At 54.4% G+C, this 26959-nt stretch carries 20 protein-coding genes; 8 read left to right on the top strand and 12 right to left on the bottom strand.

Features of this window, described 5'->3' with window-relative positions; translation table 11 throughout:
* Positions 1-63: 63 nt before the first annotated feature.
* Positions 64-1782, bottom strand: coding sequence for a glutamine--tRNA ligase/YqeY domain fusion protein (locus tag DYU11_RS12010; protein WP_119667911.1), 1719 nt, complete (start codon positions 1780-1782; stop codon positions 64-66).
* Positions 1783-2243: 461 nt separating this feature from the next.
* Here DYU11_RS12010 and DYU11_RS12005 point away from each other — a divergent pair, with 461 nt between their 5' ends.
* The 3 genes from DYU11_RS12005 to DYU11_RS11995 all read left to right on the top strand — a co-directional run bounded on the left by DYU11_RS12005 (position 2244) and on the right by DYU11_RS11995 (position 8099).
* Positions 2244-3584 carry a TolC family protein gene (locus DYU11_RS12005; RefSeq protein ID WP_119667910.1) on the top strand — a complete coding sequence of 447 codons (1341 nt, stop codon included), beginning with the start codon at positions 2244-2246 and terminating at the stop codon, positions 3582-3584.
* A gap of 44 nt (positions 3585-3628) precedes the next feature.
* Entirely contained in the window at positions 3629-4798 is a 1170-nt protein-coding gene (locus DYU11_RS12000; RefSeq protein WP_119667909.1) for an efflux RND transporter periplasmic adaptor subunit, read from the top strand.
* A gap of 106 nt (positions 4799-4904) precedes the next feature.
* Entirely contained in the window at positions 4905-8099 is a 3195-nt protein-coding gene (locus DYU11_RS11995; RefSeq protein WP_119667908.1) for an efflux RND transporter permease subunit, read from the top strand.
* Between the two features lie 65 nt (positions 8100-8164).
* Here the strand turns inward: DYU11_RS11995 and DYU11_RS11990 are convergent, their stop codons facing one another.
* The gene (locus DYU11_RS11990; protein WP_119667907.1) at positions 8165-8605 is read right to left on the bottom strand and encodes a winged helix-turn-helix transcriptional regulator; all 441 of its coding nucleotides are present in this window, start codon (positions 8603-8605) and stop codon (positions 8165-8167) included.
* A gap of 100 nt (positions 8606-8705) precedes the next feature.
* Between DYU11_RS11990 and DYU11_RS11985 the strand changes: the two genes are divergently transcribed.
* Entirely contained in the window at positions 8706-9581 is an 876-nt protein-coding gene (locus tag DYU11_RS11985; RefSeq protein ID WP_158600272.1) for an SDR family oxidoreductase, read from the top strand.
* Between the two features lie 31 nt (positions 9582-9612).
* Here DYU11_RS11985 and DYU11_RS11980 read toward each other — a convergent pair whose 3' ends face one another.
* A complete protein-coding gene (locus DYU11_RS11980) occupies positions 9613-10821 on the bottom strand; it encodes a glycosyltransferase family 61 protein (protein ID WP_119667905.1) in 1209 nt (402 codons plus the stop codon).
* 392 nt (positions 10822-11213) lie between these two features.
* Between DYU11_RS11980 and DYU11_RS11975 the strand changes: the two genes are divergently transcribed.
* The gene (locus DYU11_RS11975; RefSeq protein ID WP_119667904.1) at positions 11214-12266 is read left to right on the top strand and encodes a spore photoproduct lyase family protein; all 1053 of its coding nucleotides are present in this window, start codon (positions 11214-11216) and stop codon (positions 12264-12266) included.
* A gap of 61 nt (positions 12267-12327) precedes the next feature.
* On the opposite strand, the gene DYU11_RS33210 is transcribed toward DYU11_RS11975, so the two are convergent.
* The 6 genes from DYU11_RS33210 to DYU11_RS11950 form a co-directional block, all read right to left on the bottom strand.
* Positions 12328-12498 (bottom strand): hypothetical protein, encoded by a 171-nt coding sequence (locus tag DYU11_RS33210; protein WP_158600271.1) that lies wholly within the window; start codon positions 12496-12498, stop codon positions 12328-12330.
* A 12-nt stretch (positions 12499-12510) separates the two neighbouring features.
* Positions 12511-12708: a hypothetical protein gene (locus DYU11_RS11970; protein WP_119667903.1), complete on the bottom strand. Its 198-nt coding sequence runs from the start codon at positions 12706-12708 to the stop codon at positions 12511-12513.
* 147 nt (positions 12709-12855) lie between these two features.
* The gene (locus tag DYU11_RS11965; protein WP_199736716.1) at positions 12856-13065 is read right to left on the bottom strand and encodes a hypothetical protein; all 210 of its coding nucleotides are present in this window, start codon (positions 13063-13065) and stop codon (positions 12856-12858) included.
* A 33-nt stretch (positions 13066-13098) separates the two neighbouring features.
* Positions 13099-13533, bottom strand: a complete 435-nt coding sequence (locus DYU11_RS11960; RefSeq protein WP_119667901.1) for a DoxX family protein — start codon at positions 13531-13533, stop codon at positions 13099-13101.
* A 108-nt stretch (positions 13534-13641) separates the two neighbouring features.
* On the bottom strand, positions 13642-14634 hold the full coding sequence (locus DYU11_RS11955) for an endonuclease/exonuclease/phosphatase family protein (protein ID WP_119667900.1): 993 nt from the start codon (positions 14632-14634) through the stop codon (positions 13642-13644).
* 89 nt (positions 14635-14723) lie between these two features.
* Positions 14724-16361 (bottom strand): tetratricopeptide repeat protein, encoded by a 1638-nt coding sequence (locus DYU11_RS11950; RefSeq protein WP_119667899.1) that lies wholly within the window; start codon positions 16359-16361, stop codon positions 14724-14726.
* A 162-nt stretch (positions 16362-16523) separates the two neighbouring features.
* Between DYU11_RS11950 and DYU11_RS11945 the strand changes: the two genes are divergently transcribed.
* Both DYU11_RS11945 and DYU11_RS11940 read left to right on the top strand, forming a co-directional pair.
* Positions 16524-17234 (top strand): DUF2461 domain-containing protein, encoded by a 711-nt coding sequence (locus DYU11_RS11945; RefSeq protein ID WP_199736715.1) that lies wholly within the window; start codon positions 16524-16526, stop codon positions 17232-17234.
* Between the two features lie 22 nt (positions 17235-17256).
* Positions 17257-17700: a RidA family protein gene (locus tag DYU11_RS11940; RefSeq protein ID WP_119667898.1), complete on the top strand. Its 444-nt coding sequence runs from the start codon at positions 17257-17259 to the stop codon at positions 17698-17700.
* 49 nt (positions 17701-17749) lie between these two features.
* Here DYU11_RS11940 and DYU11_RS11935 read toward each other — a convergent pair whose 3' ends face one another.
* Both DYU11_RS11935 and gltB read right to left on the bottom strand, forming a co-directional pair.
* Entirely contained in the window at positions 17750-19240 is a 1491-nt protein-coding gene (locus tag DYU11_RS11935) for a glutamate synthase subunit beta (RefSeq protein ID WP_119667897.1), read from the bottom strand.
* 39 nt (positions 19241-19279) lie between these two features.
* Positions 19280-23878: a glutamate synthase large subunit gene (gltB, locus tag DYU11_RS11930; RefSeq protein ID WP_119667896.1), complete on the bottom strand. Its 4599-nt coding sequence runs from the start codon at positions 23876-23878 to the stop codon at positions 19280-19282.
* 433 nt (positions 23879-24311) lie between these two features.
* Between gltB and DYU11_RS11925 the strand changes: the two genes are divergently transcribed.
* Complete coding sequence (locus DYU11_RS11925; RefSeq protein WP_119667895.1) at positions 24312-25508, top strand: S8 family serine peptidase; 1197 nt, start codon at positions 24312-24314, stop codon at positions 25506-25508.
* A gap of 51 nt (positions 25509-25559) precedes the next feature.
* On the opposite strand, the gene DYU11_RS11920 is transcribed toward DYU11_RS11925, so the two are convergent.
* Entirely contained in the window at positions 25560-26927 is a 1368-nt protein-coding gene (locus tag DYU11_RS11920) for an SGNH/GDSL hydrolase family protein (RefSeq protein WP_119667894.1), read from the bottom strand.
* Between the last annotated feature and the right edge of the window lie 32 nt (positions 26928-26959).

Below are 26959 nucleotides of genomic sequence, written 5' to 3'. Positions count from 1 at the left end.
CCTGAACAGCTTCAATAAAGCGGCTCAAAAGTAAACTTCTGAGCCGCTTACCATTGCAAAAGCTTACCCTTTCTTCACTTCCTTCGCCCACGTATCTTTCAACGTCACGGTCCGGTTAAACACCAGTTTGCCCTCCGTTGAATCCGGATCGACGCAGAAATACCCTTTACGCATGAACTGGAAGCGGCCACCGTGCAGTGCATTGCCCGGCTGCGCATGAGCCAGGCTCGGCTCCACGAACGCCCGCACAACCTGCAGCGAATTCGGGTTAATGAACTCTTTAAAATCGACGGGGCGGCCTTCCACTTCTTCATTCGACGGGTCCTCGACTGTAAACAGCCGGTCGTACAGCCGGACCTCGGCTTCAACCGCGTGGGGCACCGATACCCAGTGAATCGTTCCTTTTACGTTGATGCCCGACGTATCAGAGCCGGACCGGCTTTCGGGGATGTACGTGCACCGCAGTTCAATGATTTCGCCGGCATCGTCCTTCACAACCTCCTCGCATTTGATGATGTAAGCTCCCTTGAGCCGAACCATGCCGCCCGGAAACAGCCGGAAGTATTTCTTCGGCGGATTTTCCATGAAGTCATCCCGCTCGATATACACCTCGCGGCTAAACGGTACGTCGCGTTCAGTCACGTACTCATCTTCGGGGTTATTTTCGATCTTCATGATCTCCGTCTGGCCTTCGGGGTAGTTTGTCAGCACAACCTTCAAGGGCTTTTCGTCGATTACGGCCATGACGCGGTCGGTAGTTTTGTTAAGCTCCTCGCGGATGCAGAACTCCAGCAAACCCACATCGATCAGGTTTTCGCGCCGGGCCACGCCAATCCGGTCGCAGAAGTCGCGAATGCTGGCCGGGGTGTAGCCGCGCCGGCGCAGGCCCGAGATGGTTGGCATCCGCGGATCGTCCCAGCCCTTCACGTGCCCTTCGTTCACGAGCTGAAGCAGCTTCCGCTTACTCATGACGGTATAGGTCAGGTTCAGGCGGGCAAACTCGATCTGCCGCGAGGGGAAGATGTCCAGTTTGTCAATAAACCACTCATAAAGCGGCCGGTGAACGACAAATTCCAGCGTACAGAGGGAATGGGTGATGTTTTCAATTGAATCGGATTGGCCGTGCGCGAAGTCGTACATCGGGTAAATGCACCACGTATCGCCCGTCCGGTGGTGATGCGCGTGCTTAATCCGGTACATGATCGGGTCGCGGAAGTGCATATTCGGCGAGGTCATGTCAATTTTGGCCCGCAGTACTTTGGCACCGTCGGGAAACTCGCCGGCTTTCATCCGACGGAACAGATCGAGGTTTTCGTCAATGCTCCGGTCGCGGTATGGGCTGTTGGTTCCCGGTTCTGTCGGCGTTCCTTTCTGGGCGGCAATCTCTTCGGCGGTCGAGTCATCCACGTAAGCCAGCCCTTTCTGAATCAGCGTTTCGGCAAACGCGTAGAGCTGGTCGAAGTAGTCGGACGCATACAGTTCCTGTTCCCAGTCAAAACCCAGCCAGCGCACGTCGGCCTTGATCGACTCAACGTACTCGGTATCTTCGGTCGTTGGGTTGGTATCGTCGAAGCGAAGGTTGGTTTTGCCCCCGTATTCGTCGGCCAGCCCAAAATTCAGGCATATGGACTTGGCATGGCCAATGTGCAGGTAGCCGTTCGGTTCGGGTGGAAACCGCGTATGGACCCGGCCCCCGTTTTTGCCGTTGGCAAGATCGTCTTCAACAATTTGTTCAATGAAGTTCAGCGAACGTTCACTTGATTCTTTGGGTGCGTCAGTCATACGGCCAGGTTGTACTTGGTAAAGCCCCGAAATTACGGCGATTGCACGGTTTTGACAAATAGGAAGCCAGAGTTCGGGTCGGAGCCGGTCTCCGGTACGTGTGAGGCCGGCCGGGTACGGTATCTGCTCACGGATGGCTATTGTATCAAAATCAGACAAAAATTTTTTGAGGAGTACATTTAATCAGATTTTGGATTTTTAACGGTGCCATAAAAACGGTCAACCGGTCAGTCTGACAGACGGTTTGTCGGCGTATGCTTAAGTAAAATTGCTCAATGCGTTGATTTTAAGTTATTTAGCCTGTTGTCCATTAAAAGTTCCGTGTTGCAACATTTTAATTGGCAAAGTGAACAAACAGGCAAGGTTATGTGGTTTGTACTTCGTGCATACCGTTTAGCCGCATCGATCGGCTATAACGTGCTATCGTATTGACGGGGTTTATTGGCAGCCCTACTTACACTATGAAATATTGTTTGTTTGTTTTGTTGTTTTGCCTTGTCTGGACATTATCAACTGTAACCTCTGCACAACCGACAGCCCCCAGCCTGACGGAACCGGCTTATCTCACTGACTGCATCCAGTACGCGCTTCAAAACCAGCCGATTGTCCGGCAAACGCTGATCGATCAGGAAATCACCGACCGGAACGTACGAAGTGCCCTCGCGGCCTGGTATCCGCAGATCGGGTTTTCCTACAACATTCAGCATTTTCTGCGGCTACCCGTAACGCTTATTCCCGACCAGGCAACGGGCGAACGGCGACCAGTGCAGCTGGGGGCGAAAAACACATCGGCGTTTTCGTTTTCAATGACGCAGAATATTTTCAACCGGGATCTGCTGCTGGCCAACCGAACCGCCGACGCCTACCGGGCGCAGGCCAATCAGACAACGGTGAGCAACAAGATCGACGTAGTCGTTAACGTAAGCAGGGCTTTCTACGACCTGGTGCTTACCCAGCGACAGGTCGAGATTCTGGATCAGGACATCAATCGGCTGCAACGGAGCCTGCAGGATGCCAACAACCAGTACCAGAGCGGCATTGTTGACAAAACCGACGTCCAGCGGGCAACGATCGCGTTGAACAATACCCGGGCCCAGCTGAAGCAGTACCGCGATCTGGTCGGGGCCAAATATCAGATCCTGAAACAGTTAATGGGGTATCCGCCCAACAACCCGTTGGCCGTAACGTACGATACCCTTCAGGTCGCCAGCGAAGTGGCACTGGACACCAGCCAGCTCGTAAATCCGCAGAACCGGATCGAGTACCAGTTATTACGTACGCAGGGGCAGTTGCTCGACGCCAACGTCCGGTATAACAAACAGGCGTACCTGCCGACGGTTGCGGCCAACGCAAACTATAATTTTCTGTACCAGAACAACGTATTTCCTCAACTCTACTCGCAAAGTTTTCCTAATTCACTGATCGCCCTGACGCTGGGGGTGCCTATCTTTCAGGGAGGGCGACGCGTGCAGCAGATAAAGATTGCCGAATTGCAGGTCAGGCGCTTACAGTGGGACCTGGCGGCTCTCACCAGTGCCGTGGATGCCGAGTACGCTCAGGCGCTGGCCAATTATAAAGGGAATCTGGCCAATTACAACGCGCTGCGTGAAAACCTGGTTCTGGCTCAGGATGTCTACCGCATCATCAGCCTGCAGTATCGGTCAGGTATCAAAGCGTACCTGGATGTGATCGTTGCCGAAGCTGACCTGCGAACGGCGCGACTGGCGCTTTACAACGCCCTGTTTCAGGTGCTGTCGAGCAAACTGGATGTACAGCGGTCACTGGGTACCATACAGTTCTGAGCGGAGGAATCCGAGTAGCATACGACATCGACTAGATCAATTATATGAGTGCATATTATAAGCAAGCGTTTATCCTCCTCGGCGCACTGTTCGTGTTGGGTTGTGGTGGCAATACATCGGAACAGCAGCGGCAGGGGCCGCCCCCGCCAACGCCCGTTACGGCCGTAAAAGCGACCAGAAGCAGCGCGACCTACTACGATACCTATCCGGCGTCGGTGACGGCCGTGACCGAAGTTGAACTGCGGCCGCAGGTGTCGGGCTACATCACGGGGGTTTTCTTTCAGGAAGGCAGGCGGGTCCGGAAGGGACAAAAACTGTACACCATTGATCAGCAGCAGTATCGCGCCAGCTATGATCAGGCCATTGCGAATCTGAATGCCGCCAAAGCGAACCTGGTTCGGGCGCAGAAAGACGCGGAACGCTACAATACGCTGGCCCAGCAGGATGCCGTAGCCCGGCAGCTGGTCGACAACGCCCAGGCTACGCTGGCATCGGCGGAACAGCAGGTGGCCGCGGCCCAGGCAAATGTCCGGCAGGTGCAGACGAGCCTGGAGTACGCAACGATCTACGCGCCCTTCGAAGGAACCATCGGTATCTCACAGGTGCGGCTCGGCGCGGCCGTAACGCCCGGACAAACGCTGTTGAATACAATTTCGGCGGACAACCCGATCGCGGTGGACATTGCGATCGACGAAACCGAGATTCAGCGGTTCGCCCAGTTGCAGCGCCAGCAGCCGTCGGCCCGCGATTCACTGTTCGTGCTGATGCTGCCGAGCGGCACTCGGTACGGGTACACGGGTCGGATTCTGACCATCGACCGGGCCGTTGATCCGCAAACGGGGACCATCCGGATCCGGCTGGGCTTCCCGAATCCCGATGGGCAGCTGAAGGCAGGTCTGAACGGGAATGTGTTGGTGAAAAACAGCACCGACGCGCCCCAGTTGCTGATCCCGTACCAGGCCGTTACGGAGCAGATGAGCGAATACTTTGTATACGTAGTGGGCGACAGTAGTAAAGTAACCCAGAAGAAAGTAACGCTGGGCGCCCGCATCAACGATAAGGTGATTGTAAAAAACGGACTGAACGAAGGTGAGGTGGTTGTTACGGAGGGAACGCAGAAGGTCCGGGAAGGGTCAGTGGTCCAGGTAAATCCGCCGGGTCAGGCCGGTGCGCAGCAACAGCCGGCCGGCAAACAAACGGCGTCAGTAAAATAAACAAAGGAGAAGAGGAAGGAGGGGGATGAAAGGGAGGAGAGGGTTAGCCCATTCGGCTCTCTTTCATCCGCTTCACCTTCCTTCTTTCCTCTCTATTTTTAAACCTATGTTCGCAGAAATATTCATCAAACGGCCGGTAACCGCGATTGTGGTTTCGGTAGTGATTGTAGCGCTTGGAATACTGGCCATTCTGGGACTTCCGGTTAGTCAGTACCCCGACATTACGCCCCCCGTTGTGCAGGTAACGGGTACGTATACGGGCGCCGATGCGCAAACGGTGGAGCAGACGGTGGCCACACCCATTGAAACGCAGGTGAATGGTACGCCCGGTATGAGCTACGTGCAGACCAACGCGACCAACGACGGGCGGATGAGCATGAACGTTACGTTCGATGTTGGAACGGACGTGAACATTGCCGCGCTGGACGTACAGAACCGCGTGGGGATTGCCGAGCCGCAGTTGCCAGAAGAAGTGAACCGGCTGGGCGTAACGGTGCGGAAACGGAACCCGTCGCTCTTCATGCTGGTGGCCATCTATTCGCCGAAGGGCACCCACAACGTATCGTTTCTGGACAACTACGCCAACATCTACATCCGCGATGCGTTGCTGCGGGTCGATGGCGTAGGGGATATTTTCAGCCGGGCCGATGATTTCAGTATGCGGATCTGGCTGAAACCCGACCGGCTGGCGCAGCTCGGCATGACCTCCGATGAGGTGATCGCGGCTTTGCAGGAGCAGAACCTGCAGGTAGCGGGCGGATCGGTGGGTGGCCCTCCGCAGCCGTCGTCGCAGGCGTTTGAATACACCGTTTTTACCAACAGCCGACTCAGCAAGGAAAGCGAATTCAACGACATCATCGTCCGCAGTGACCCCTCAAAAGGGGCGTTGGTATACCTTAAAGACGTAGCGCGGGTGCAACTGGGTAAGTTCTCATACGCGAGCAACTCGTTCGTGGATGGGAACCGGGCTGCCTACCTGCTCGTGTACCAGCTGCCGGGTAGTAACGCGCTGGAAACGGCCAAGGGGGTGTACTCAGCGATGGATGAACTCAAGAAAACGTTCCCGAAGGATGTCGAATACGTCGTGCCATTCGAGTCCGTATCGGTTATTCAGGTGTCTATCGGCGAAGTAATCGAAACCCTGCTGGAAGCCATTGGTCTGGTAATTCTTGTAGTGTTTCTGTTCCTGCAAAGCTGGCGGGCAACGCTCATTACGCTGCTGGCCATTCCGGTATCCATCATCGGTACGTTCGCCCTGTTTATTCCGCTTGGATTCACCATCAATACGTTGACGCTCTTTGGGTTCGTGCTGGCCATCGGTATTGTGGTGGACGATGCCATTGTGGTTGTGGAGGCCGTACAGACCAACATCGATAAAGGGATGTCGCCGAGGGACGCAACCGTTGAAGCCATGCGGGAAATATCGGCGCCGGTTATCGCCATTGCCTTGATTCTGGCGGCCGTGTTCGTTCCGGTTGGTTTCATTCCCGGTATTGTCGGGCGGTTGTATCAGCAGTTTGCCATCACCATCGCCATGTCGGTGCTGATCTCGGCTTTTGTGGCCCTGTCGCTGACACCGGCCTTGTGTACACTGCTGCTGCGGCCCCAGCACATTGATGAGAATGCCAAAGGGCTTAACCGCTTCTTTTACAAGTTTAACCAGTGGTTCGGGCGGGTTACCGAGTCGTATTCTAACAGTGTTAGACGACTGATCAAAGCCACTCCGCTGGTGCTGGTTGGGCTGGTGGTGGTGTACATTGGCACAGCGCTCCTGTTCCAGGCCAAACCCACCGGCTTTATCCCGACGGAAGATGAAGGGCGTTTGATTGTAACCTACGAAATTCCGGAAGCCGCATCGACCTCGCGGAGTCTGGTGGTGCTGAACCGGATGATGGATATTCTCAAACAGCAGCCCTACGTAAACCACTTCTCGGCGCTGGGGGGCCTGAACGCCATTACGTTCGCATCGAAGTCGAACAGCGGTACGATCTTTATTCAGCTGAAACCCTGGGAGGAGCGGACCGCATCGGGTATGCAGGCCGACTCGCTGGTCGGCAAACTGCAACGGGCCTTGTCGGGGCTCTACGATGCCCGGGTGCAGGTGATTCAGCCGCCGGCCATTCCGGGGCTGGGTCAAAGCTCCGGCTTTACATTCCAGATTCAGCAGCGGCAGACCAACGACGACGTAAAAGCGTTCGATGGTGTGGTGCAGAACTTTCTGGCTGAGGCCAACAAACGGCCTGAAATTGGACGCGCCTTCTCGTACTTTACAGCCAAAAGTCCGGCGTATCGCGTTGAAGTGGATCGCGACAAAGCGAAAAAGCTGGGCGTGTCGGTCAGCAACGTGTACCGGACCCTGCAGACGTATCTGGGTAGCCAGTACGTCAACGACTTCATCATCTACGGGCGAAAGTTCCGGGTGGTGGCGCAGGCCGATACGGCCTACCGAACCGATGTGGAAGACCTGAAGGATTTCTACGTCAGGAACCAGGCCGGGCAGATGATTCCGCTGAGTACCATCATGACCACGTCCGTGATCGAGAACGCGCCGTTGATTTCTCACTTCAACCTGTTCCGGTCGGTCGAACTGAACGGCGGAGCGCGGGAAGGGTACAGCAGCGGTCAGGCCATTCAGGCGCTGCGGGAGGTAGCCGAAAAGACTTTACCCGCCGGGTATTCGTATGATTTTTCGGGGCTGAGCCGCGAGGAGATCGGGGCCGGAAACAGTTCGGTCTACATCTTCGCCCTGTCCATTGGCTTCGTCTTTCTATTCCTGGCGGCTCTTTACGAAAGCTGGTCCGTGCCGTTCTCGGTGCTGCTATCGGTGCCCATTGGTGCCCTGGGGGCCATTCTGGCTCTAATCCTGTTTCCGTACCTGAGCAATAACATTTACGCGCAGATCGGCCTGATTACCCTCATCGGTCTGGCCGCCAAGAATGCCATTCTGATCGTGGAATTTGCGAAGGAACGCGTCGACCGGGGCGAAGACCTGCTGCAATCAACCCTCGAAGCCGTACGATTGCGGTTACGCCCAATTCTGATGACGTCGCTGGCTTTTATCCTCGGCGTTTTACCGCTGGCTATTGCGAGTGGTGCCGGAGCGGTGGCCCGGGTCACCATTGGCCGGACCGTGTTGGGCGGAATGCTGGCGGCTACGTCACTGGCGATCTTCGTAGTGCCGGTGCTCTACGTGGGGATCACCCGCCTGGCATACGGCAAAAAAGGCCTGGAAGAACTGCGGAAAAAAGCGCAGCAGCCGGAAGAAAAGCACCAGGAGCAGCCTCAGATGGTTGATAAATAATGACCTGCTCTAAAAAGCCAGGCGTTCAGCGGCCGGATCGGGGTTACCTGATCCGGCCGTATTGTTTAGGGGAGGTTCTGAAAGCCAGCTGCATTGGCGTGGGCGGCCCGCGACGTTATGATGTCGCCCATGTTGTCCTGTGCCCAGACCGCCAGCCCCAATACCTGATCGAGCAGACTGACGCCCAGAGCCGTAAGCTCGTATTCGACACGCGGTGGCACTTCGGCATAGATTCGCCGGGACACAAAACCATCGCGTTCCAGCCCACGCAGGGTCACCGTCAGCATGCGCTGCGAAATACCGTCAATGCGGTGCAGCAGTTCATTGAAGCGCAGCTTACCGGAATGACCCAGGTGCAGGACAGACAAGATTGACCATTTGTCGCCAATCCGGTCCAGTACGTCCCGAACCGGACAGCCGGGTACCTGAAGAGGGGCCGGGGTGAAAATTTTTTCGAGCCGGTGCGAAATTTTTTCCGATTGATTGTCAACAATAGTTCCTTCCATGTGCCTTAGTGAGTTCGACATGCCTTCTTGTTGAAGCAATAGTTACGCTTTAGTATTGAGTTCTTAAAAGTAACTAATGCTTCAACTAAACACAAAAAACATGATTGCGATCACAGGCGGTAATGGGCATCTGGGCCGGGCAACGGCGCTGGAACTACTGAAACGAGTTGACCCTGACCAGTTAATTGTTAGTGTTCGGGAGCCGGAGAAGGCTACTGAGCTTGCCGAAAAAGGGGTGTCGGTACGCCACGGCGATTTCAACGATCTCAGCAGTTTGGTCCGGGCGTTTCAGGGGGCCGAAACGGTGTTGATTATTTCGGGCGACGCCCCGAATGAGGTACGTACCCGACAGCACCGTACGGCCGTTGATGCTGCCCGACAGGCAGGAGCCAGACATATTGTTTATACGAGTATTCTGGACCCCGACCCCGCATCGCCGTTTACGTTTGCGGCTATTCATGCGGATACCGAGCAGTATATCATCGACTCTGGGTTGACTTATACGTTTTTCCGCAACGGCTGGTATCTGGAAACGTTGCCCTTGCTGGTCGGCAATCCAGCCGAAAATAAAGCGATTTACTTTCCGGCCGGGCAGGGTCGGCTGGTGTTCGCGGGCCGCGACGACATCGCCGAAGCGCTGGCCATCGTCTTAACTACAGCCGGTCACCACAATCAGGCGTATGACATTAACAGTGGCGAATCGCACAGCTTTACCGACATCGCAGTCTTAGTAAGTCAGCAGCTTGGCGAACCAATCACGTACGTTGATATCCCGGCGGCTTCGCTAGAGGAAGGGCTGCAGAAAGCTGGTCTGCCCGAGTTTGTAATAGCAGCGATGGTTGGTATGTCGGAGGCCCTGAAACAGCATCGGCTGGAAAAAGCCAGTGATACGCTGGCCACCTTGCTGGGCCGGTCGCCGAAGGGAGTAGCGCAGTACCTATCTGAATTAATGGGCGCAAGCCAGGTACGGGCATGATCAAAATTCACCCCCACAGCCGTGGAAACAATCAGGCTGTGGGGGGATAATTTGTCTGAATGGCTGGGTCGAGCAGCGAACGTAACCGGCTAATGAGCTCCGGCACAGCTACGTATATATCATCGCTGATGCCGAATCGGCCATCGCCGGTGGATTTCCCGTGACTGTATGCCGAATACTGAAGGTTCATGACCTGCGCCAGGTACAAAAAGTATTCCGGGGTATAATCCGGAGAAAACAATTCAAAAAGATGCGTTCCCGGCTCGCACCAGATTATGTTGGTGAACGACGCGCCATGGGGCCCGAGAATAAACGAAGCACTTTTGTAGAGCTGCACCTGTTCGGCAATGGATCGGGGCTTGTCGTCGATAATCTCAAACCCTAAAGGTTTCAGCGCGTCGACGAGTTCGGCTTCGTTCCGAATCCGACGACGACCGGCACGGCTAATGTATAAGCGTCGGGGTTCGGTCGGCACAAACTCGACCCGCGCTTCGACCTGTTTTTTCAGAGCCTGAATATCCGCCACATTCGGGTAGATCCAACTATTGCTGTTGCCGAGTACACAGGCCGAAAAGGTTACGTTGCAGAGTCGGCTGTCTACCACCTGTTCCTCCCGCAGACCCATCAGGTCCATAAAGTCCCGTTCGTAAGAAGTTCCCAGCAAGGGATAGGCAAGGATGGCTTCCGAAAAGACGGAGGCCGGCAGGGCTTCCCGAATCCGGCAGATCTTGGCCGCCACGAGCAGCATAAAATCATAGTACCCACCAAACCAGACATCGTCGAACACCTGGCTCCAGGGGGCAAGCAGCGTGTCGGTCACGATTACCCGCCTGATGCGCGGACGCAGGTACATCTTCGCCAGATCGCGGTGCCGGTAGTCGGTTTTCAGCACCTTATGATTCAGGAGCAGGCCACCGGTAACTAACTGGCGGGTTTTTCCGGCCGCGGCCGGAACACACCAGACGTACGTAGGCGGAAACTGGATTCTTTTTTCGGTAAAGATCAACTTCCCAGATTCGGACGCGTTAACGATTGCCGGTAGCCGAAGTGTACTACCGGCCTCGGTGGTAACTTCATAACGTTGCAGATACAGCTCGGTTTGCTCTTTCGTTAAAAAGTCAAAACCCAGCCGTTTTAGCAGATGTTTCCCTGTCTGAAACAGCCATTCCTTCATTGTTACGGTCAAAAAGGCTGGCCCATTTCTGGTAAGCGATGTGTATACTTTGTAGAGATTGGTCATGTAAATGGTGTGGAATCCATAAGAACGTATAAAATAGTTTGTATGAGGTAACTAGTTATTTAATAATGGTCGAATGGGACTTGCCTAAAAACGCTACGTTGAGGGTAGTATACAATCTTAGCCGTAGAAGAAAAAGGAAATTGATTGAGTAAGCAACATTTTACGTCAGTCGGTAAGCCGGGGGGAAAGTCGGCCCGTTTCGAACCCGCAGCACGCGCAACGTACCGGTTCAATTTTTCATTTTCCTGCCTCGCTTTCTGGCCTTCGTTATTACGATTTTAGCGGGGAAACTATTTTGTAAATAGCTGAAATACAGTTGATTGATCGGGGGTGATGCCGAACTATAGCTTCCGTTTACCTGTTATAACTATACCTTACTCAACTGTTCGTTCATGCCTGAATTCAATCCCAAGATGCTTTTATATACCGCCGATGCGCTCAATGAGCGTGGCGAAGCGATCATGAGCCAGTATCCGGATGCTGAAACCCTGCAGGTTACGCAGCATAACCGACTGCCTGAACTGGGCATGAATCATTTTAAGGTGAAGTCCGACGTATTAGTGCTTGGTAAACTTAAGACGAAGGAGATCAAGTGGAGCGGCCGTAGTTCCGATTACATCGCCCCGAGTCTGGCGAATGGCTGCTTCGGGGGTTGCGCGTACTGCTACGTCGACCGGCATAAGAAAGTAAATCCAATTACGCTCTTTACCAACGTCGACGAGATTCTAGGGGCGGTCGATAAACACGTCTACACGCTGCCCTGGCCAAAGGTGCCGAACCAGACCGACCCCGTTTATCATACCTACGACATTGGCTGCAACTCTGACATCTCAATTGACTACAGCCTGTCGGATGGGATTCAGCAGGTCTTTGAGTTTTACCGCGACCATCCGCGGGCCAAAGCGACCTTTGCTACCAAGTTTGTCAACCCCGACATGCTGACGTTTGACCCGAAAGGCAAGGTGCGTATCCGGTTTAGCCTGATGCCGTCGCACGTCAGCAGGCTGGTCGATGTGCGGACCGATTCAATTGAGAAGCGGATTGCTGCCATCAACGACTTCTACGACGCTGGCTACGAGGTCCACGTTAACTTCTCACCTGTTATTGTCTATGGCAGCAACCCCGGCGACCGTCGGCAGTGGCGCGACGATTACCGCGAGCTGTTCCGGCAACTGGACGCAGTCGTCCGGCCCGAGGTGAAAGCGCAGTTGAAGGCTGAGGTGATTTTCCTGACCCATAACCAATGGCAGCACCAGGCGAATCTGGCCATCAATCCGAAGGCGGAAGAACTGTTGTGGGTGCCCGAACTGCAGGAAAACAAACGGAGTCAGTACGGCGGCTGGAACATCCGCTACGACCACCAGCTGAAGGCGAAAATGATCGATGTGTTCGAGCAAATGATCCGGGAGGAAATACCCTGGTGTGAAATTCGGTATATCTTTTAGCCTGGGGCGAAGGGCCTGGGGCATAGGGTGTATTCTCACGCCCTTCGCCCCAGGCCGCACGCTAATCCACACTATTCGCGTTCTGTTTGCCTTTGCCGGGCTTATTGTCGTTGTCCTGGTTGCCCTCGCTCCGGTGGCGTTTGTTGCCGTGCTTGGTGCCTTCTTCCTTTTGGTTTTTGGTGCTGTTACCGCCCGCACTCTGCGGAGAGTAATACCTGATGAATTGGTTCATAGCGTCAGTTAGTTAACCTTGATCCTTGTTTGCGCGGCCGGGATTGTTCGGTTCCGAATGCCCGCCGTTATTATTGCCACTCCGGTTGCCACCGTGATTCCCCTGGCTTGGGCTGTTATGTCCGCCACCGTTCGATTTCTGCTGCCCCCGTCCCGCGGTTTTATCGCTGGAGCCGGTTTCTGTGGGCGAATAATACCTGATCAGTTTCATACGCGTCGCAGGATTCATCGAGTTGAATGCATTTTAAACTACAGGATAAATAGACTGTTTTGGCGACCGTTTGTTTTTGAGCCAGCGGACCGGCATAAAAAAAGGCCACTACGTTGGGTAGTGGCCTTGCTATACCGTTGTTAAAACTTAGTTGCTATGGCCGCCTTTGTTGCCTCCGGTTGCCTTGCCTGCGCTGCTGTTGCTGCTTTTCGAGTGTTTCGCGCTTTTGTGCGCCGTCGAACTGCGGCCCGTGCCGGTGGAACCATGACTGGTACCATTGTCCTGGTTACCCGTAATGCGCTGATCTTTGTACTCTTCCTCTACCTTTTCCAGGGCGTCTTTATGTTTCGTTGCCATAACGTTGCGAATTAGTAATGGCAAATTAACGGCTCAGCGGGCATTTTGTTTGACGTATTCGTCCATCGAAAAGCGTCCGGACCCGATCACCAGAAAGACCAGCAACAGAATCAGCACGATAACCGACAGCCAGAGTTCAGAATTCAGGGGCGAAAACCCCTGCGATATATTGACGAAGAAAACCGCCCCAATCAGGATGGGTAGTTGCAGCAGGGCCATCAGCCGGGTCAGGCAGCCCATGGCAATCAGGAAGCCGCCCATCAGGTGAGCAAAGGCAACGTAGTGGACCAGAACTACCGGCAGCAGACCAAAACGCAGGCCACCTACTAATTGAGACAGGTACGTTGTGTCGCTGATAAAGCTTACTCCCTTCAGAAACAAAAGCATACCCAGCATGATACGTACGGCGTCGGTCCAGGCGGGGTGATGCGTATCGCCCCAGTGTTCAATGCGGTGCAATAGATTCATAACCGTAAGGGGTTTAGTGAAAACTAACCTAATGTACGGAGATGAAAATCAATAATCAAGTTGATTGTCAATTAGTTATTGTGGGCAATCTGCCGGTCGTTACGGCGCTTACCGGTCCTCAGCGGACCATTGCAGATCCACAACCACCGCCTTATGATCGGAGCCGGGCTGTTCGATGGGCTGAAACCGAACAGTTCGGAACCCCTCGTTCACAAAGGCCTGATCAATCGGGATCATGGCCGGTGGGAGGAAGCGCGGCCACGTTGGACCAATGCCAAAGCCCTTGCGGCAGGCCGCCATGTCCGGGTTGTCGAAGATACGTTTGTAGACCGGCGAGAACACACTGATGTTAAAGTCGCCGATCAGCAGCGTAGGCCGGCGTTCCCGGCGGATCTGGTCGGCCACAAAGGCGAGTTGCTGATTTCGCTCACGAAACCAGGAAGGCAGCACCGGGGTGCGGGGATGTACGGTAATCAAGGCCATGTCCCGGCCTCGAACGGTCGTATGCAGGTGAATGACCTGCTGCGTTTGTACGGACTGCTTATCCACCGAAAAGGGCGTCCGGCTGCCCACCAGTATATGGCACGGCCCCTTCGACCAGATTTCGTACTGAAACGGATACGTATCGCGCAGCGGAGCCAATACCCGGATGGTGGGGGGCGTCATTTCCTGTAGAACAAACAGATCGGGCTGGTTCTCGCGGATCAGCCTGATGGTGCGCTGCATGTCGGTATTTGTGTACAGAACATTGGCGTGCAGTACCCGAAGATCGCGGCTGGATTCGACGACTGCCGGAGGGTCGGCCAGTAGCCAGGGATACACAAGAAAACCGTTCAGGATGAGACAGCCCACCGAAATTCTGACCAGCCAGCTGCCCGAAAAAAGCCAGTAAGTGGCCAGGAGCGCTGCCACCACGCAGTACTGAACGGCAAAGTGGCTGAATAATTCGAAGATGAACAGATACTCGCCCAGGCGCCCCACCAACGTAGCCGCTACCAACGCCCAGGTTGCCCAGCGTAGCCACCGGTTGACGTCAAACCGGCGGTCTTTCTTCTCAGAATGACGCGGGGCAGCCGATGTAAGCACGGAATTGCCTTTCACAAACTTCTTTTTCAGGTTGTCTTACAAAAGTAAGCGAGGCCGGTATGAAATGGTTGGCTGCCGGTACAGTTTCTTTGTAACGGGCCTGGTTAAAACACAGGACACCGCGTACTGCCCCGGTGCTTTGCTTTTTTCATTCGGGGCATCCGGCGTCGCTCCACCTGAGCCGGACTCTTCCGCGCGGCCGGGGCAACCGCCGTTGGAGCAGGTGCCAGCGGCTGTGCGGCACCGGTCGTTTCGGAAACTACGGGCGTTGGTGGGTCGGGCGGAATGGGCAGCACCACGGCTTCCGGATACTCGTAGGTATCGAACCCGTAGTCGTACAGGTAAATGTTGATATACCCGTCGAGGCTGTATTTTGTGCTTATGGTTTTGGCCGATACACCCTGGCCGGCCTGCACAAGGTCCGGTTTCATGGCCAGCGAGTCCTTATAAAATCGGCTGTACAGCACGTATTTGTTGTACATGAACGCCCGGTTGCCCGAATCCAGTTTAAGCGCTACGTCGAAGTAGAGCCTTGACTCCGCCGGGCGCTTGGCACTGGCGTACATGACGGCCATATTGTTGATCGCGGTTTTGCTCAGATAAGCCTGGTAGGCCTTAACCGCGTAGTCGTACTGCCGGGTGTTTTTAAACAGATTGCCGAGGTTGTTCTGGTAGTATTTGCTCGTTGTATCGGTGGCCTGCGCTTTCTGAAAATCAGCCTGGGCCCGCGAATAGTGCTGTTTGGCCTGGTGATCATCGCCCCGCTGTTCCTGCCGGAGGGCCTGATACATGCGGACAATCCCGCGGTTGTTGTACAGAAAGGCCGTGCGGTGCCCCCGATTGATCAAACTGTCGTAGATGGCCGCAGCTGCATCGATGCGGTCCAGCTCCAGTAGTGCGACTCCCGCCCCGTTCAGCGCATTCATGTCGCGGGGATTTTGCTTTAACGCCTGTCGGAAGTTGTCGTAAGCCTGATCCATCTGGTTCAGTTTCAGGTACAGGCTTCCCCGGTTGGTGAGCAGTTGAGCGTTGCTGCGATCATTGGGCAGGGCCTGCTCAACGTGGTGCAGAGCCGCGTAAAAGCGGTCCTGCCGTCGAAATAGATCACTCAGGGCCAGTTGCGTGGCCGGATTATTCGGGTTCAGGGTGTTAGCCGTTTTCAGGGCGGTTTCGGCCCGGCGTACCTGTTTGGCTTCGAGGTAACTTAGTCCGGCGAAGAGAAACGCATCGCTGTGGGCCGGATTTGAGGCCAGAAGGGCCGGTTCGCCCAGGGTAAAGTGACGGGCGGCTTCGGTATATTGTTTTTGCCGGTACGTAATGACGCCCAGTCCCAGGCGAGCGTAGCGGTCGAGGGAGTCGAGCCGGAGGGCGGCATCATAGGCAAGCTTAGCCGATCGGTATTGGCGTTGTGCGAGCAGGGCGTGCCCCAGGGCTGTCTGCGCCTGTGCCCACTGCGGCTGGAGCCGGGCCGCCTGACGAAAGGCAATCGTAGCCTGCGCAAAATTTCGGTTACGATACGCCACATTACCGGCCTGAAGCTGTTCGACGGCTTTCGGATTCGTTGGTTCGGCAGCGACTGCCTGGCCCGATACCCGACGAACGCCACTTGATGCCTGAGGGGAGGGGATATCTCCATTCAGACGGGTCGTAAGTCCATGGGCCGGGTTCGGTTGGGGCTGAGCCCTCGCGATAACCGGTACGCTACTCCACAAAAACAGCCAAACCAACTGCCAATACCTCATCCAGATTCTGTTATTGTTCACCAACTCAGGTAGCCTGAAACGCTTGAGACGCTTAAATTAGTATTCACTCTACAGGCTACATAAAGTATAACTGCTTTTGGCCAAAATTAGCGTGTCGGCGCGACTGTGACAAAACCTGAATTTTGTTACCTTTGGCATAGAATGGCAACAAAATCCGAAATGAAAGCCGTACTGACGGCGCAAACCCTTGATTTCCTGCGCGAATTAGCGCAAAACAACAATCGCGACTGGTTTCAGACAAATCGTAAACGCTACGTAGCGGCCAAAGCTGAATTTGAAGCGTGGGTTGGCCGCGTGCTGGCGGGGGTTTGTTCGTTTGAGCCGCTGCCTACCACCGACGTTAAAGACTGCATCTTTCGTATTAACCGCGATATCCGCTTTTCTAAAGATAAATCACCTTATAAGCTGAATTTTTCTGCGGCCATCGGGCCCGGCGGTCGTCATTCGGGACGTATCGATTATTACATTCATCTGCAGCCGGGTAATGAGTCATTTCTGGGCGCGGGCATGTGGCAGCCAACCCCCGAGCACCTGAGTAAATTCCGGCAGGAAGTTGATTATAACGTCGATGAGCTAAAGGCAATCATTGAGGCTGATGCCTTCCGGGCTTACTTTCCCGAAGTTTGGGGCGAAACCATGAAAACGGCACCTAAAGGTTATTCTGCCGATCACCCTGAAATCGGACTGTTACGTCGGAAACAACTGTTTTTCATGCACCGCTTCACCGATAAAGAGGTCCTGAAGCCTGCGTTTGCCGACGACGTTGTGCGGGGGTGTCAACTTCTGAAACCCTACTGTGATTTTCTGAACTACCTGTTTTTTGATGAAGTAAACGACGCCGTGTTGATGTAATACGGCATACCTTTTATCCAGCATGAAACGACTATTTTTGGGCTTGATCTGTGCCCTGTTGACGACCCTGGCCAGCGCGCAATCCAATCCCGTACAATTCGGGTACACCTACAAAGTAGATACCGGGATCCAGGGAAAGCAGGTGTACATCACCGGGCAGCGACCATTTAACGAAAAGGGCGAACTTGTTGGGGCCGGTGATCTTAGCGCTCAGATCAGACAGGTCTATGAAAATGTTAAAACAGCCCTGGGGAAAGTGGGGCTTACCTTACGGGATGTCAAGCAGGTTACGTATCATCTGAAAGGTGAACCGGGGCAGGTAAGCGCGCTGGCTAATCAGCAGATTCTACAATCCAATACGATCTATTTCCCGGACGGTGCTCCGAAACTTTCCGAGTTAAAAAACATTCCGAAAATTATCCGCGACGACGTATTGATTGAAGTCGAAGTGATTGCTTCAAAATAAAAAATCCCCTCAGCAGCACTGAGGGGATTTTTTATTTTGAATGAAGAAATTAGACGGTTGCCAGCATCGAAACGGCTTTGGCTTCAAGCATGGTCTCGCCCATCAGGTAGCAATCGGCAGCCCGGGCGGCTTCCCGGCCTTCCGAAATAGCCCACACTACCAGCGATTGTCCCCGGCGCATGTCGCCCGCAGCAAATACTTTCGGATTCGTGGTTGTCTGATAATGCGTTGTCTTGACGTTGCCCCGATCGTCGAACTCTAATCCAAGATCATCGAGTAGACCGTTGTGCTCTGGATGCAGGAAGCCGGCTGCCAGAAGCGCCAGTTCACACGGGATATCCCGCTCCGAACCGGGCAACTCTACCATCTGCATTTTGCCGCCTTCGTTCTGCCAGGTAAGATCCGCGATCCGCAGTGCTTTAAGATTACCGTTTTCGTCGCCGATAAACGCTTTCGTATTGATCGACCAGTAGCGTTCGCAGCCTTCCTCATGCGAGGTTGACGTCCGCAGCATCATCGGCCAGTTGGGCCAGGGGGTATTGGTTGCCCGCTCTTTCGGGGGCATAGGCATCAGCTCAATCTGGGTGACGCTGGTGGCTCCGTGGCGATTGGATGTACCCACGCAGTCGGAGCCGGTATCGCCCCCGCCGATGACGACAACGTTTTTGCCGGTGGCCCAGATATCGCCGTCGTTGTAGGCCACACCCCGGTGGTCTACCTCAACCGGTCGGTTCGATACGCGCTTATTTTGCTGACTGAGGAACTCCATCGCCGGATAAACTCCTTTCAGTTCGCGGCCGGGAATGGGCAGATCGCGCGGAACCGTTGATCCACCCGTCAGCATCACCAGATCAAACTGTTCTGTCAGCTCTTTGGCTTTCAGGTCAACGCCCACGTTTACACCGGTTTTGAACTCTACCCCTTCGGCTTCCATAACGGCCAGCCGGCGATCGATGGTCCATTTCTCCAGCTTAAAATCCGGAATACCGTACCGTAGCAGGCCGCCGATCTGATCGGCGCGTTCAAACACAGTTACCGTATGTCCGGCTTTGTTCAACTGCGCAGCCGCAGCCAGGCCGGCAGGCCCTGAACCAACAACGGCTACCCGTTTGCCCGTACGTTTCGTCGGCGGAGTCGGCTTGATATAACCGCGTTCAAACGCGACTTCAGCGATTGATTTTTCGATAAACTCAATTGCAACCGGCGGTTTATTAATGCCCAGTACGCACGAGGATTCGCAGGGAGCCGGACAGATACGTCCCGTAAACTCGGGGAAGTTGTTGGTCGAACTCAGAATCTCGTACGCATATTCCCAGTTCTGCTCATATACGGCGTCGTTAAACTCCGGAATGATGTTCCCGAGCGGACAGCCGCTGTGACAGAACGGGGTGCCGCAATCCATGCAGCGGGCAGACTGCCGTTGTGAGTCCTGCTCCGAAAACGGCATTTCTATTTCTTTGTAGTCGTGAATTCGCTCCTGCGGGTCGCGCTTCTTCGGCAGTTCACGAGTGAACTCTAAAAATCCGGTAGGTTTTCCCATTATCTGAAAAACAACTAAGTAATTGACTGATTGGAGGCTTTACCCCTGGGCTACATCCACAACAATGTCCTGGTACACCACGTTTTTGTCCCGAATCTGCTCCGACAACGCAATGCCCCGGCTGGCCAGCGCCTTGCTGAAATCGTCCGGCAACACCTTCACAAACTGACCGATCAGGGCATCCCAGTTCTGCATCAGCGTCAGGGCTGCGTTACTGGTCGTGTACTGGAAGTGTTTCTCGACGTACTCGCGAACAATCCCCTGGTCTTCGTCGGTCAGCGTTTCCAGGCTTACCATCTCCCGGTTTACTTTCGACGCAAACGTACCGTCCTGGTCCCAGACGTAGGCAACCCCGCCCGACATGCCGGCGGCAAAGTTGCGGCCGGTAGTGCCCAGAATAACGACCAGGCCACCCGTCATATACTCCAGGCCATGATCACCAACGCCTTCGACAACGACCCTGGCCCCTGAATTACGGACGCAGAACCGCTCGCCCGCCATGCCCCGGATAAACGCTTCGCCGGAAGTAGCTCCGTAGAACGATACGTTACCAACGATGCTGTTTTCTTCGGGCTTGAACGGCGCCAGCCGGTCGGGATAAACAATAAGCTGGGCACCACAAAGACCTTTGCCAAAGTAATCGTTGGCGTCGCCTTCCAGCTCCAGCTTTATCCCACGGGTAGCAAAAGCGCCAAAGCTTTGTCCGGCCGTTCCGCGCAGTTTGATGTGAATCGTACTGTCGGGAAGGCCAGGGCCTCCGTAGAGTTTCGAGATTTCGTTCGACAGCATCGTACCGATGCTCCGGTTGATGTTCTGAACGGTGAATTCGGCATACACAGATTCTGCGTCGGACAGGGCCGGCCGGGCCGCTTCGATTAACGTACGATCCAGTACGTCGTCGAGGCCGTGGTCCTGATCTTCCTGCTTGTACAGCGCCACATCGAGGCTAACCGGCTCTTTGTACAGCAGCGCCGACAAGTTGATGTGCTTGTATTTCCAATGCTGAACATCGTCACGCATCTCCAGCATCTGCGCCTGACCGACCATTTCGGCCACCGTCCGGAAGCCCAGTTCAGCCATAATTTCGCGCAGTTCCTGCGCCATGAACGTAAACATGTTCACCACATGCTCCGGTTTACCCGTAAACATGGCCCGCAGTTCCTTGTTCTGCGTAGCAACCCCAACCGGGCAGGTGTTCAGGTGGCACTTCCGCATCATGATACACCCGGCGGCTACCAGGGCGGCCGTTGCGACACCAAACTCTTCCGCACCCAGCAGAGCCGCTATAGCGAGATCGCGCCCGGTACGTATCTGCCCGTCGGCCTGCACGGTAACGCGGCCACGTAGCTTATTCCGCACCAGCGTCTGGTGCGCTTCAGCCAGGCCAAGTTCCCACGGCAGACCCGCGTGGCGAATCGACGACAGCGGAGAAGCGCCCGTACCGCCGTCGTGTCCTGAAATCAGGATGTGGTCGGCGTGGGCTTTGGCAACCCCCGCAGCAATGGTGCCTACGCCGGCTTCCGACACCAGCTTGACACTGATGCGGGCATCGCGGTTGGCGTTTTTCAAATCGGAGATCAGCTGCGCAAGATCTTCGATCGAGTAAATATCGTGGTGGGGTGGGGGAGAGATCAACCCTACGCCCGGCGTTGAGTGACGCGTCCGGCCAATCCAGTCGTCGACCTTATGACCCGGGAGCTGACCGCCTTCGCCGGGCTTGGCCCCCTGCGCCATTTTGATCTGTAATTCTTTGGCGTTGGTGAGGTAATAACTCGTTACGCCAAACCGACCCGATGCCACCTGCTTAATGGCCGAATTCATGCTGTCGCCGTTTCCAAGCGGCTTATAGCGGAGTTCGTCTTCGCCCCCTTCGCCGGAGTTGCTCTTGCCGCCGATCCGGTTCATGGCAATGGCCAGGGTCGTGTGGGCTTCCCATGAAATGGAACCAAACGACATGGCGCCGGTCGCAAACCGTTTGAAAATGCTTTCAATCGGCTCAACCTCGTCGATGGGGATGGGCGTGCTTTTTTTGAATTTGAGCAGCCCCCGCAGCGTAATGGCTTTCTGCGACTGGTCGTCGATCAGTTTCGAGTACTTCTTGTAGATAGCGTACTCATTCCGCTGCGTCGACTGTTGCAGCAGGTGAATTGTATCCGGGTTGAAAATGTGCTTTTCACCCCGCTGCTTCCACTGGTACACGCCACCCACTTCCAGGCGACGGGTCGACAGAGCGGGGGTTTCGGGGAAAGCCGTCCGGTGACGTACCAGAATCTCGCGGGCAATCTCATCCAGACCCATGCCGCCAATCCGGGAAACCGTTCCTGTGAAGTAACGATTGACCACGTCTTCGTTCAGCCCCAGACATTCGAAAATCATGGCACCCTGGTACGATTGCAGGGTTGAGATGCCCATTTTCGAAAAAATCTTGAGCAGTTCGCCGTTAACCGCCTTGATGTAATTTTTATACAATTTGTCGAGGTCGTAGTCAACTTGTAGCAAACTACGCTCCTTCATGCTCGCAATGGTCTCGAATGCCATGTACGGGTTGACGCCCGATGCGCCGTAGCCGATCAGCGTAGCGAAATGGTGCGTTTCCCAAACGTCGCCGGCTTCGACTACGATCCCTACCTTACCCCGGAGCCCGCGCCGAATGAGGTGGTGGTGAATCGTGGCTGTTGAGAGCAGTGACGGAATCGGCGCGTGGCTGCTGTCAACGTTCCGGTCCGACAGGATAATGATCGAATAGCCATCGGCAATGGCATCTTCGGCGTAGCGGCAGATCCGGTCGAGGGCGCGTTCGAGCGATTCCCCTTTGCCGTCGGCCAGGAAGTAACAGTTAATCGTTTTGGCCTGAAAGTGATGCCGGTCAATGAACCGCAGCTTGTCAAACTCCGGTACGGTCAGCACCGGCTGGTCCAGTTCTACCTGGCGGCAGTGTTCAGGGGTTTCATCGAGCAGGTTGTACGTAGCGCCCACGAACGAAATCAGGGACATGATGGCCCGTTCCCGTATCGAGTCGATAGGTGGGTTGGTCACCTGGGCAAACAACTGCTTGAAATAATGGCTCATGTGCTGGCTCTGCTCCGACAGCACGGCCAGCGGTACGTCGGTACCCATCGAGCCAAGGGCTTCTTTGCCGGTTTCGACCATCGGGGCCAGAATCATCCGCAGGTCCTCCGACGTAAACCCGAATACCTGCTGCAGCCGGAGGAGCGATTTCTCGTCGTAGTTCCGGTACGTACGAGCCGGCGCTTCCAGCTCCGAAATCCGGATTTTGTATTGATCAAGCCACGCCTGATAGGGTTGCCGGGAAGAGATGTCGGCTTTCAGTTCTTCATCCGAGATGATGCGGCCCTGCTCCATGTCCACAACGAACATTTTGCCCGGCTGCAGGCGTCCCTTCCGAACGACTTTTGCCGGATCAATGTCCAGCACCCCCGCTTCAGAAGCCATGATCACCACATCATCGTCGGTGACCCAGAACCGCGACGGACGCAGACCGTTCCGGTCGAGGGTAGCCCCCACGATTCGGCCATCGGTGAATGAAATCGACGCGGGGCCATCCCAGGGTTCGATCAGGCCGGCATGGTATTCATAAAAAGCTTTCCGGACGGGGTCCATCTGCTCATTGCCGTCCCAGGCTTCCGGGATCAGCATCATCATCACGTGCGGCAGCGAACGACCACTCATCATCAGCAGTTCGATGGCATTGTCGAGGTTGGCCGAGTCCGACTGCCGTGGGTCGCAGATGGGCAGCAGCATGTCCATCTCCTCTTTCGTAAACTTACCCGATTCGAGGAGCGATTCGGCCGCTTTCATCCAGTTGACGTTGCCGCGCACAGTATTGATCTCACCGTTATGGGCAATGTAGCGGAAGGGCTGCGCCAGTTTCCACGACGGGAAGGTGTTGGTTGAAAAGCGGGAGTGCACTACCCCCAGCGCCGATACCACCTCTTCGCGTTGCAGATCAGGGAAATAAGGTTCCAGCTGGCCGGTTGTAAGCTGACCCTTATACGTCAGGGTCCGGCACGAAAGCGACGAGAAATAAAAGTTATTGACCCCCGCTACGGTTTCATTGATGATGCGGGTGCTGTAGTTACGCAGTACGTATAATTTACGCTCAAAATCATCGGGGTTATTAACTGAAGACGGACGTTTAACAAACAACTGCTCCATCTGCGGCTCGCAGGACCGGGAGCCGTCGCCCAATTCAGTGTTATTGACCGGCACAACCCGGTAGCCGAGTAGTTCGAGGCCCAGCTTTTTCATGTTCCGGTTCAGAATAGCCCGGCACTCTTCCCGCAACCGGGCCTCTTTCGGAAAATAAACCATGCCGACGCCGTATTCCAGCGCAGGGGGCAGGTGAATGCCCAGCTTACGGCACTCGTCCAGAAAAAACTCGTGAGGAATCTGAATGAGCAAACCAGCGCCATCGCCGGTGTTAGGCTCAGAACCGACCGCACCGCGGTGCTCCATGCGCCGAAGCATGTGCAGGGCATCCGACACAATCTGGTGAGACTTGCGGCCTTTAATGTCGGCTATAAAGCCAATGCCACAGTTATCATGTTCAAATTCCGGGCGGTAGAGCCCTTCAGTCAGGGTTGGCGAAGAGCCGCGTTGGTCAACCTGATCAGACATAGACGTAACAGCGTTTATCACGAATGATTAACAAATTCAAAATTATAAAGGGTTCAGGTCGGGTAAAGAAGTGATGGCTGGCAGCCGACCTTTATTCCTGATACGATGAAGTCGTGCAATATACTACAAAAAATATTTGGTAAAAACAGCCTATTTCCGAATTTAATTCTTTTGAGCTTTATTTAATGAAGTCGTACTACTTTTTCTTTATTTATGACTAATTTTCAAAAATCGGGATGTTGCGTAGTAAATGTCATAATTATACAAATAGTACATAAAAAGAAAATAGTCCCATTGGACCGGCAATACGAACGCGACTTGTTGACCGATAACAAAATACTGCCTTATCCTTAATTTGCTTTTAATATATTCGTGGTGAAAAATACTTAGCAAAATTTTATCAAATCAAGTTTTCGTAAACCAAACTCTACCCATGCGTTTCAATCGCAATCTTCTCTTAGGTTCCCTCCTGGTTACCGGAGCCCTGTTCCTGGATGGTTGTCAGCCCCAGGATTCATCAGCAACTAAGCCCTCGGTCGATGACGTGCCGGCGGCTGCAAAAGCCCGGGTTGCGGCTGTAGATGGCCGTTACATCGTCGTGTTGAAAGATGGCGTGTTGTCATCGGCTCAACTGGCAAATCTTGGTCAGGTGGCCGCTCAGATGGGCATTAATCCCCTTGAAATCTACGAGCGCTACAGTAACGTAATCGAAGGCTTTGCGGCCAAGCTGACGCCCGAGCAAATCCGAATGCTGGCCAACAGCCCAATTGTCGACTACATTGAGCAGGATCAGATCATTCGCTTGTCTGAGCCTGTCAAGGGAGCCGTAACCACTGCGGCCAGCACGCAGGAAGTTCCCTGGGGCATCACGGCCGTGGGCGGATTCGTGAACTACACCGGTTCGGCCAAGGCGTACGTCATCGATACCGGGATCGACCTCGATAACCCGGAACTGAACGTTGATGCCAGTGCCGGATACAATGCATTTAAAACCGGACCGGACGCAGCTTCGCTCGACGACCTGAACAGTCACGGTACTCACGTAGCAGGTACCATCGCAGCCCGCAACAATGATTTTGGTGTGGTGGGCGTAGCAGCTGGTGCCAAAGTTGTTCCCGTCAAGGTGTTGGGGGGAGATGGCAGCGGATCCACGTCGGGGGTTATTGCCGGAGTTGATTTCGTGGGTCGCACGGGGAAGCGGGGCGATGTAGCGAATATGAGCCTCGGTGGTGGTTTTTCGACGGCGCTTGACAATGCCGTAAAAAACGCAGCGAACAAAGGGATTTATTTCGCCGTAGCGGCCGGTAACGACGGATTGCCCGCAAACTGGTTTTCACCGGCCCGCGTCAACGCAACCAACATCCGGACGGTGTCAGCGCACGACGTGAACGGCGTTTTTGCGTCTTTCTCGAACTACGGCAACCCGCCGATCGAGGTGGCAGCACCAGGGGTAGGCGTAAAATCAACGATTCCGGGTGGTGGCTATGCTGTCTATAGTGGCACATCGATGGCGGCTCCGCACCTGGCCGGAATCATGCTCGCCAATGGGAATGGTGTTTATTATACGAAAGGCACCGTTACGGGTGATTATGACCGGACACCCGACAAGAAAGCGTCGCGGGTTCGGTAGTTCTTACCAGGAGTAAATGAAAAGCCCCGGCTCATCACCGGGGCTTTTCATTTACTCCTGATAAACGGTTTTGGCCAGAACATCCGCTGCCAGCGCTTCGCCTTTCTCACTCCAATGCCCGTCGCACATGACGTAGAGGTCTTCCGGATTGCCTTTGTAGCCGGCAAAATAAGGCAGTAAATCGACGTATTGTGCGCCATACTGACGGCAAAGCGCAGCGTATCTGGGCGCCAGTTCATTCCGTTGCGTACGTTTATACGATCGCAGATCATTGAGGATGGGGATAGTAAACAAAACGACGCGTTTACCCCGCGCTTCCCTGATCAGACAGGCAAGTGAATGAGCATGATGGCGCCAGAGTTCTTCCATAATGGGTTCTGTATACCAGCAGACCAGCGGATTCCGGTTGGCAAGTTTTGCCCCCAATGTCAATACGCAACGAAACAGGTATGAATTTACGTGGAAGTCGGTGGCCAGTTTCTGCAGTATGCTTAAGTGAGAATACAATGAATCCGTGGTATTATAGATTTGAACCGGTTTGTTATAGCTTGTCTGCGAAGCGATGGACTGACTGCGACTGGACAATGAATACACCAGCCGATAGCCCGATGAATCCTCGACCCAATACGGTCGGTATATGGGGTAGCTGACCAATTTGTGGGTTGGATACCGGTTCATGATCTCGAAATCATTCGCTGGTAGTATGCCAACCAGCACGACGTCGTGCTGGAACTGCTTGGCCCGCCATTTATACGTAAGGTAGTATTCGATGGGAGCCGTACCATTTTCCCCAAAATTGAGGTGTTCGCGCTTTGTCCGCGGTTCCAGCAGGTTCGACAGACGTGAGGGGGTGTTCACCATAAACCCCTCAATGAATGAATCGCCAAGTACGAGTGTTCGGGGTCGGCCGGTCGTATTCGTAACGGTTCTCGCGGTGTCGCGGGCGCCGTGGGCGTTGGTATTGAACGTTACTTTAAGCCGACCATCGCAGCGGTCAATGGAGTGGGACGTAAATGGAAGCCGCCAGCGGGGAATGTGTTCATCGTAATCGCCCCAGAAGGGTAAGGGTTTGGTAGCCTGGTTAAAATTAACGAATAACCGGGCATGAGTTGGCGCTTCGTACGTAACAACCCCCAGCTTCAAAGCTGCCCAGCTAACGATTTCTAAAGCCAGCCAGGTAAATAGCAGGCTCGCGATTGAAAAGGTAATATTACTGATAATCGGCCGGCCGGAACGAATGCCAAGACTCAACAGAAAAAAGACGATATACGCTGTCCAGGCGTATTGGAATAAGCCGATTAGGCTGATTGATGCAAGGACATTATCATCATTGCCAAGCGAGTCATACCCGTGTAAACCAATTTGTATCAGGATGAGCAGCAACGCTTGTATGCCCCAAAAAAGCCAGAATCGTTTCAAGTGAGTGGATGGTTTCGGTTGTATTTTTTTTC

This window comes from Fibrisoma montanum (assembly GCF_003583365.1).
Lineage (GTDB): Bacteria > Bacteroidota > Bacteroidia > Cytophagales > Spirosomataceae > Fibrisoma > Fibrisoma montanum.
The sequence above is the reverse complement of the archived record's forward strand: the minus strand, read 5'-3'. Positions and strand labels throughout refer to the sequence as shown.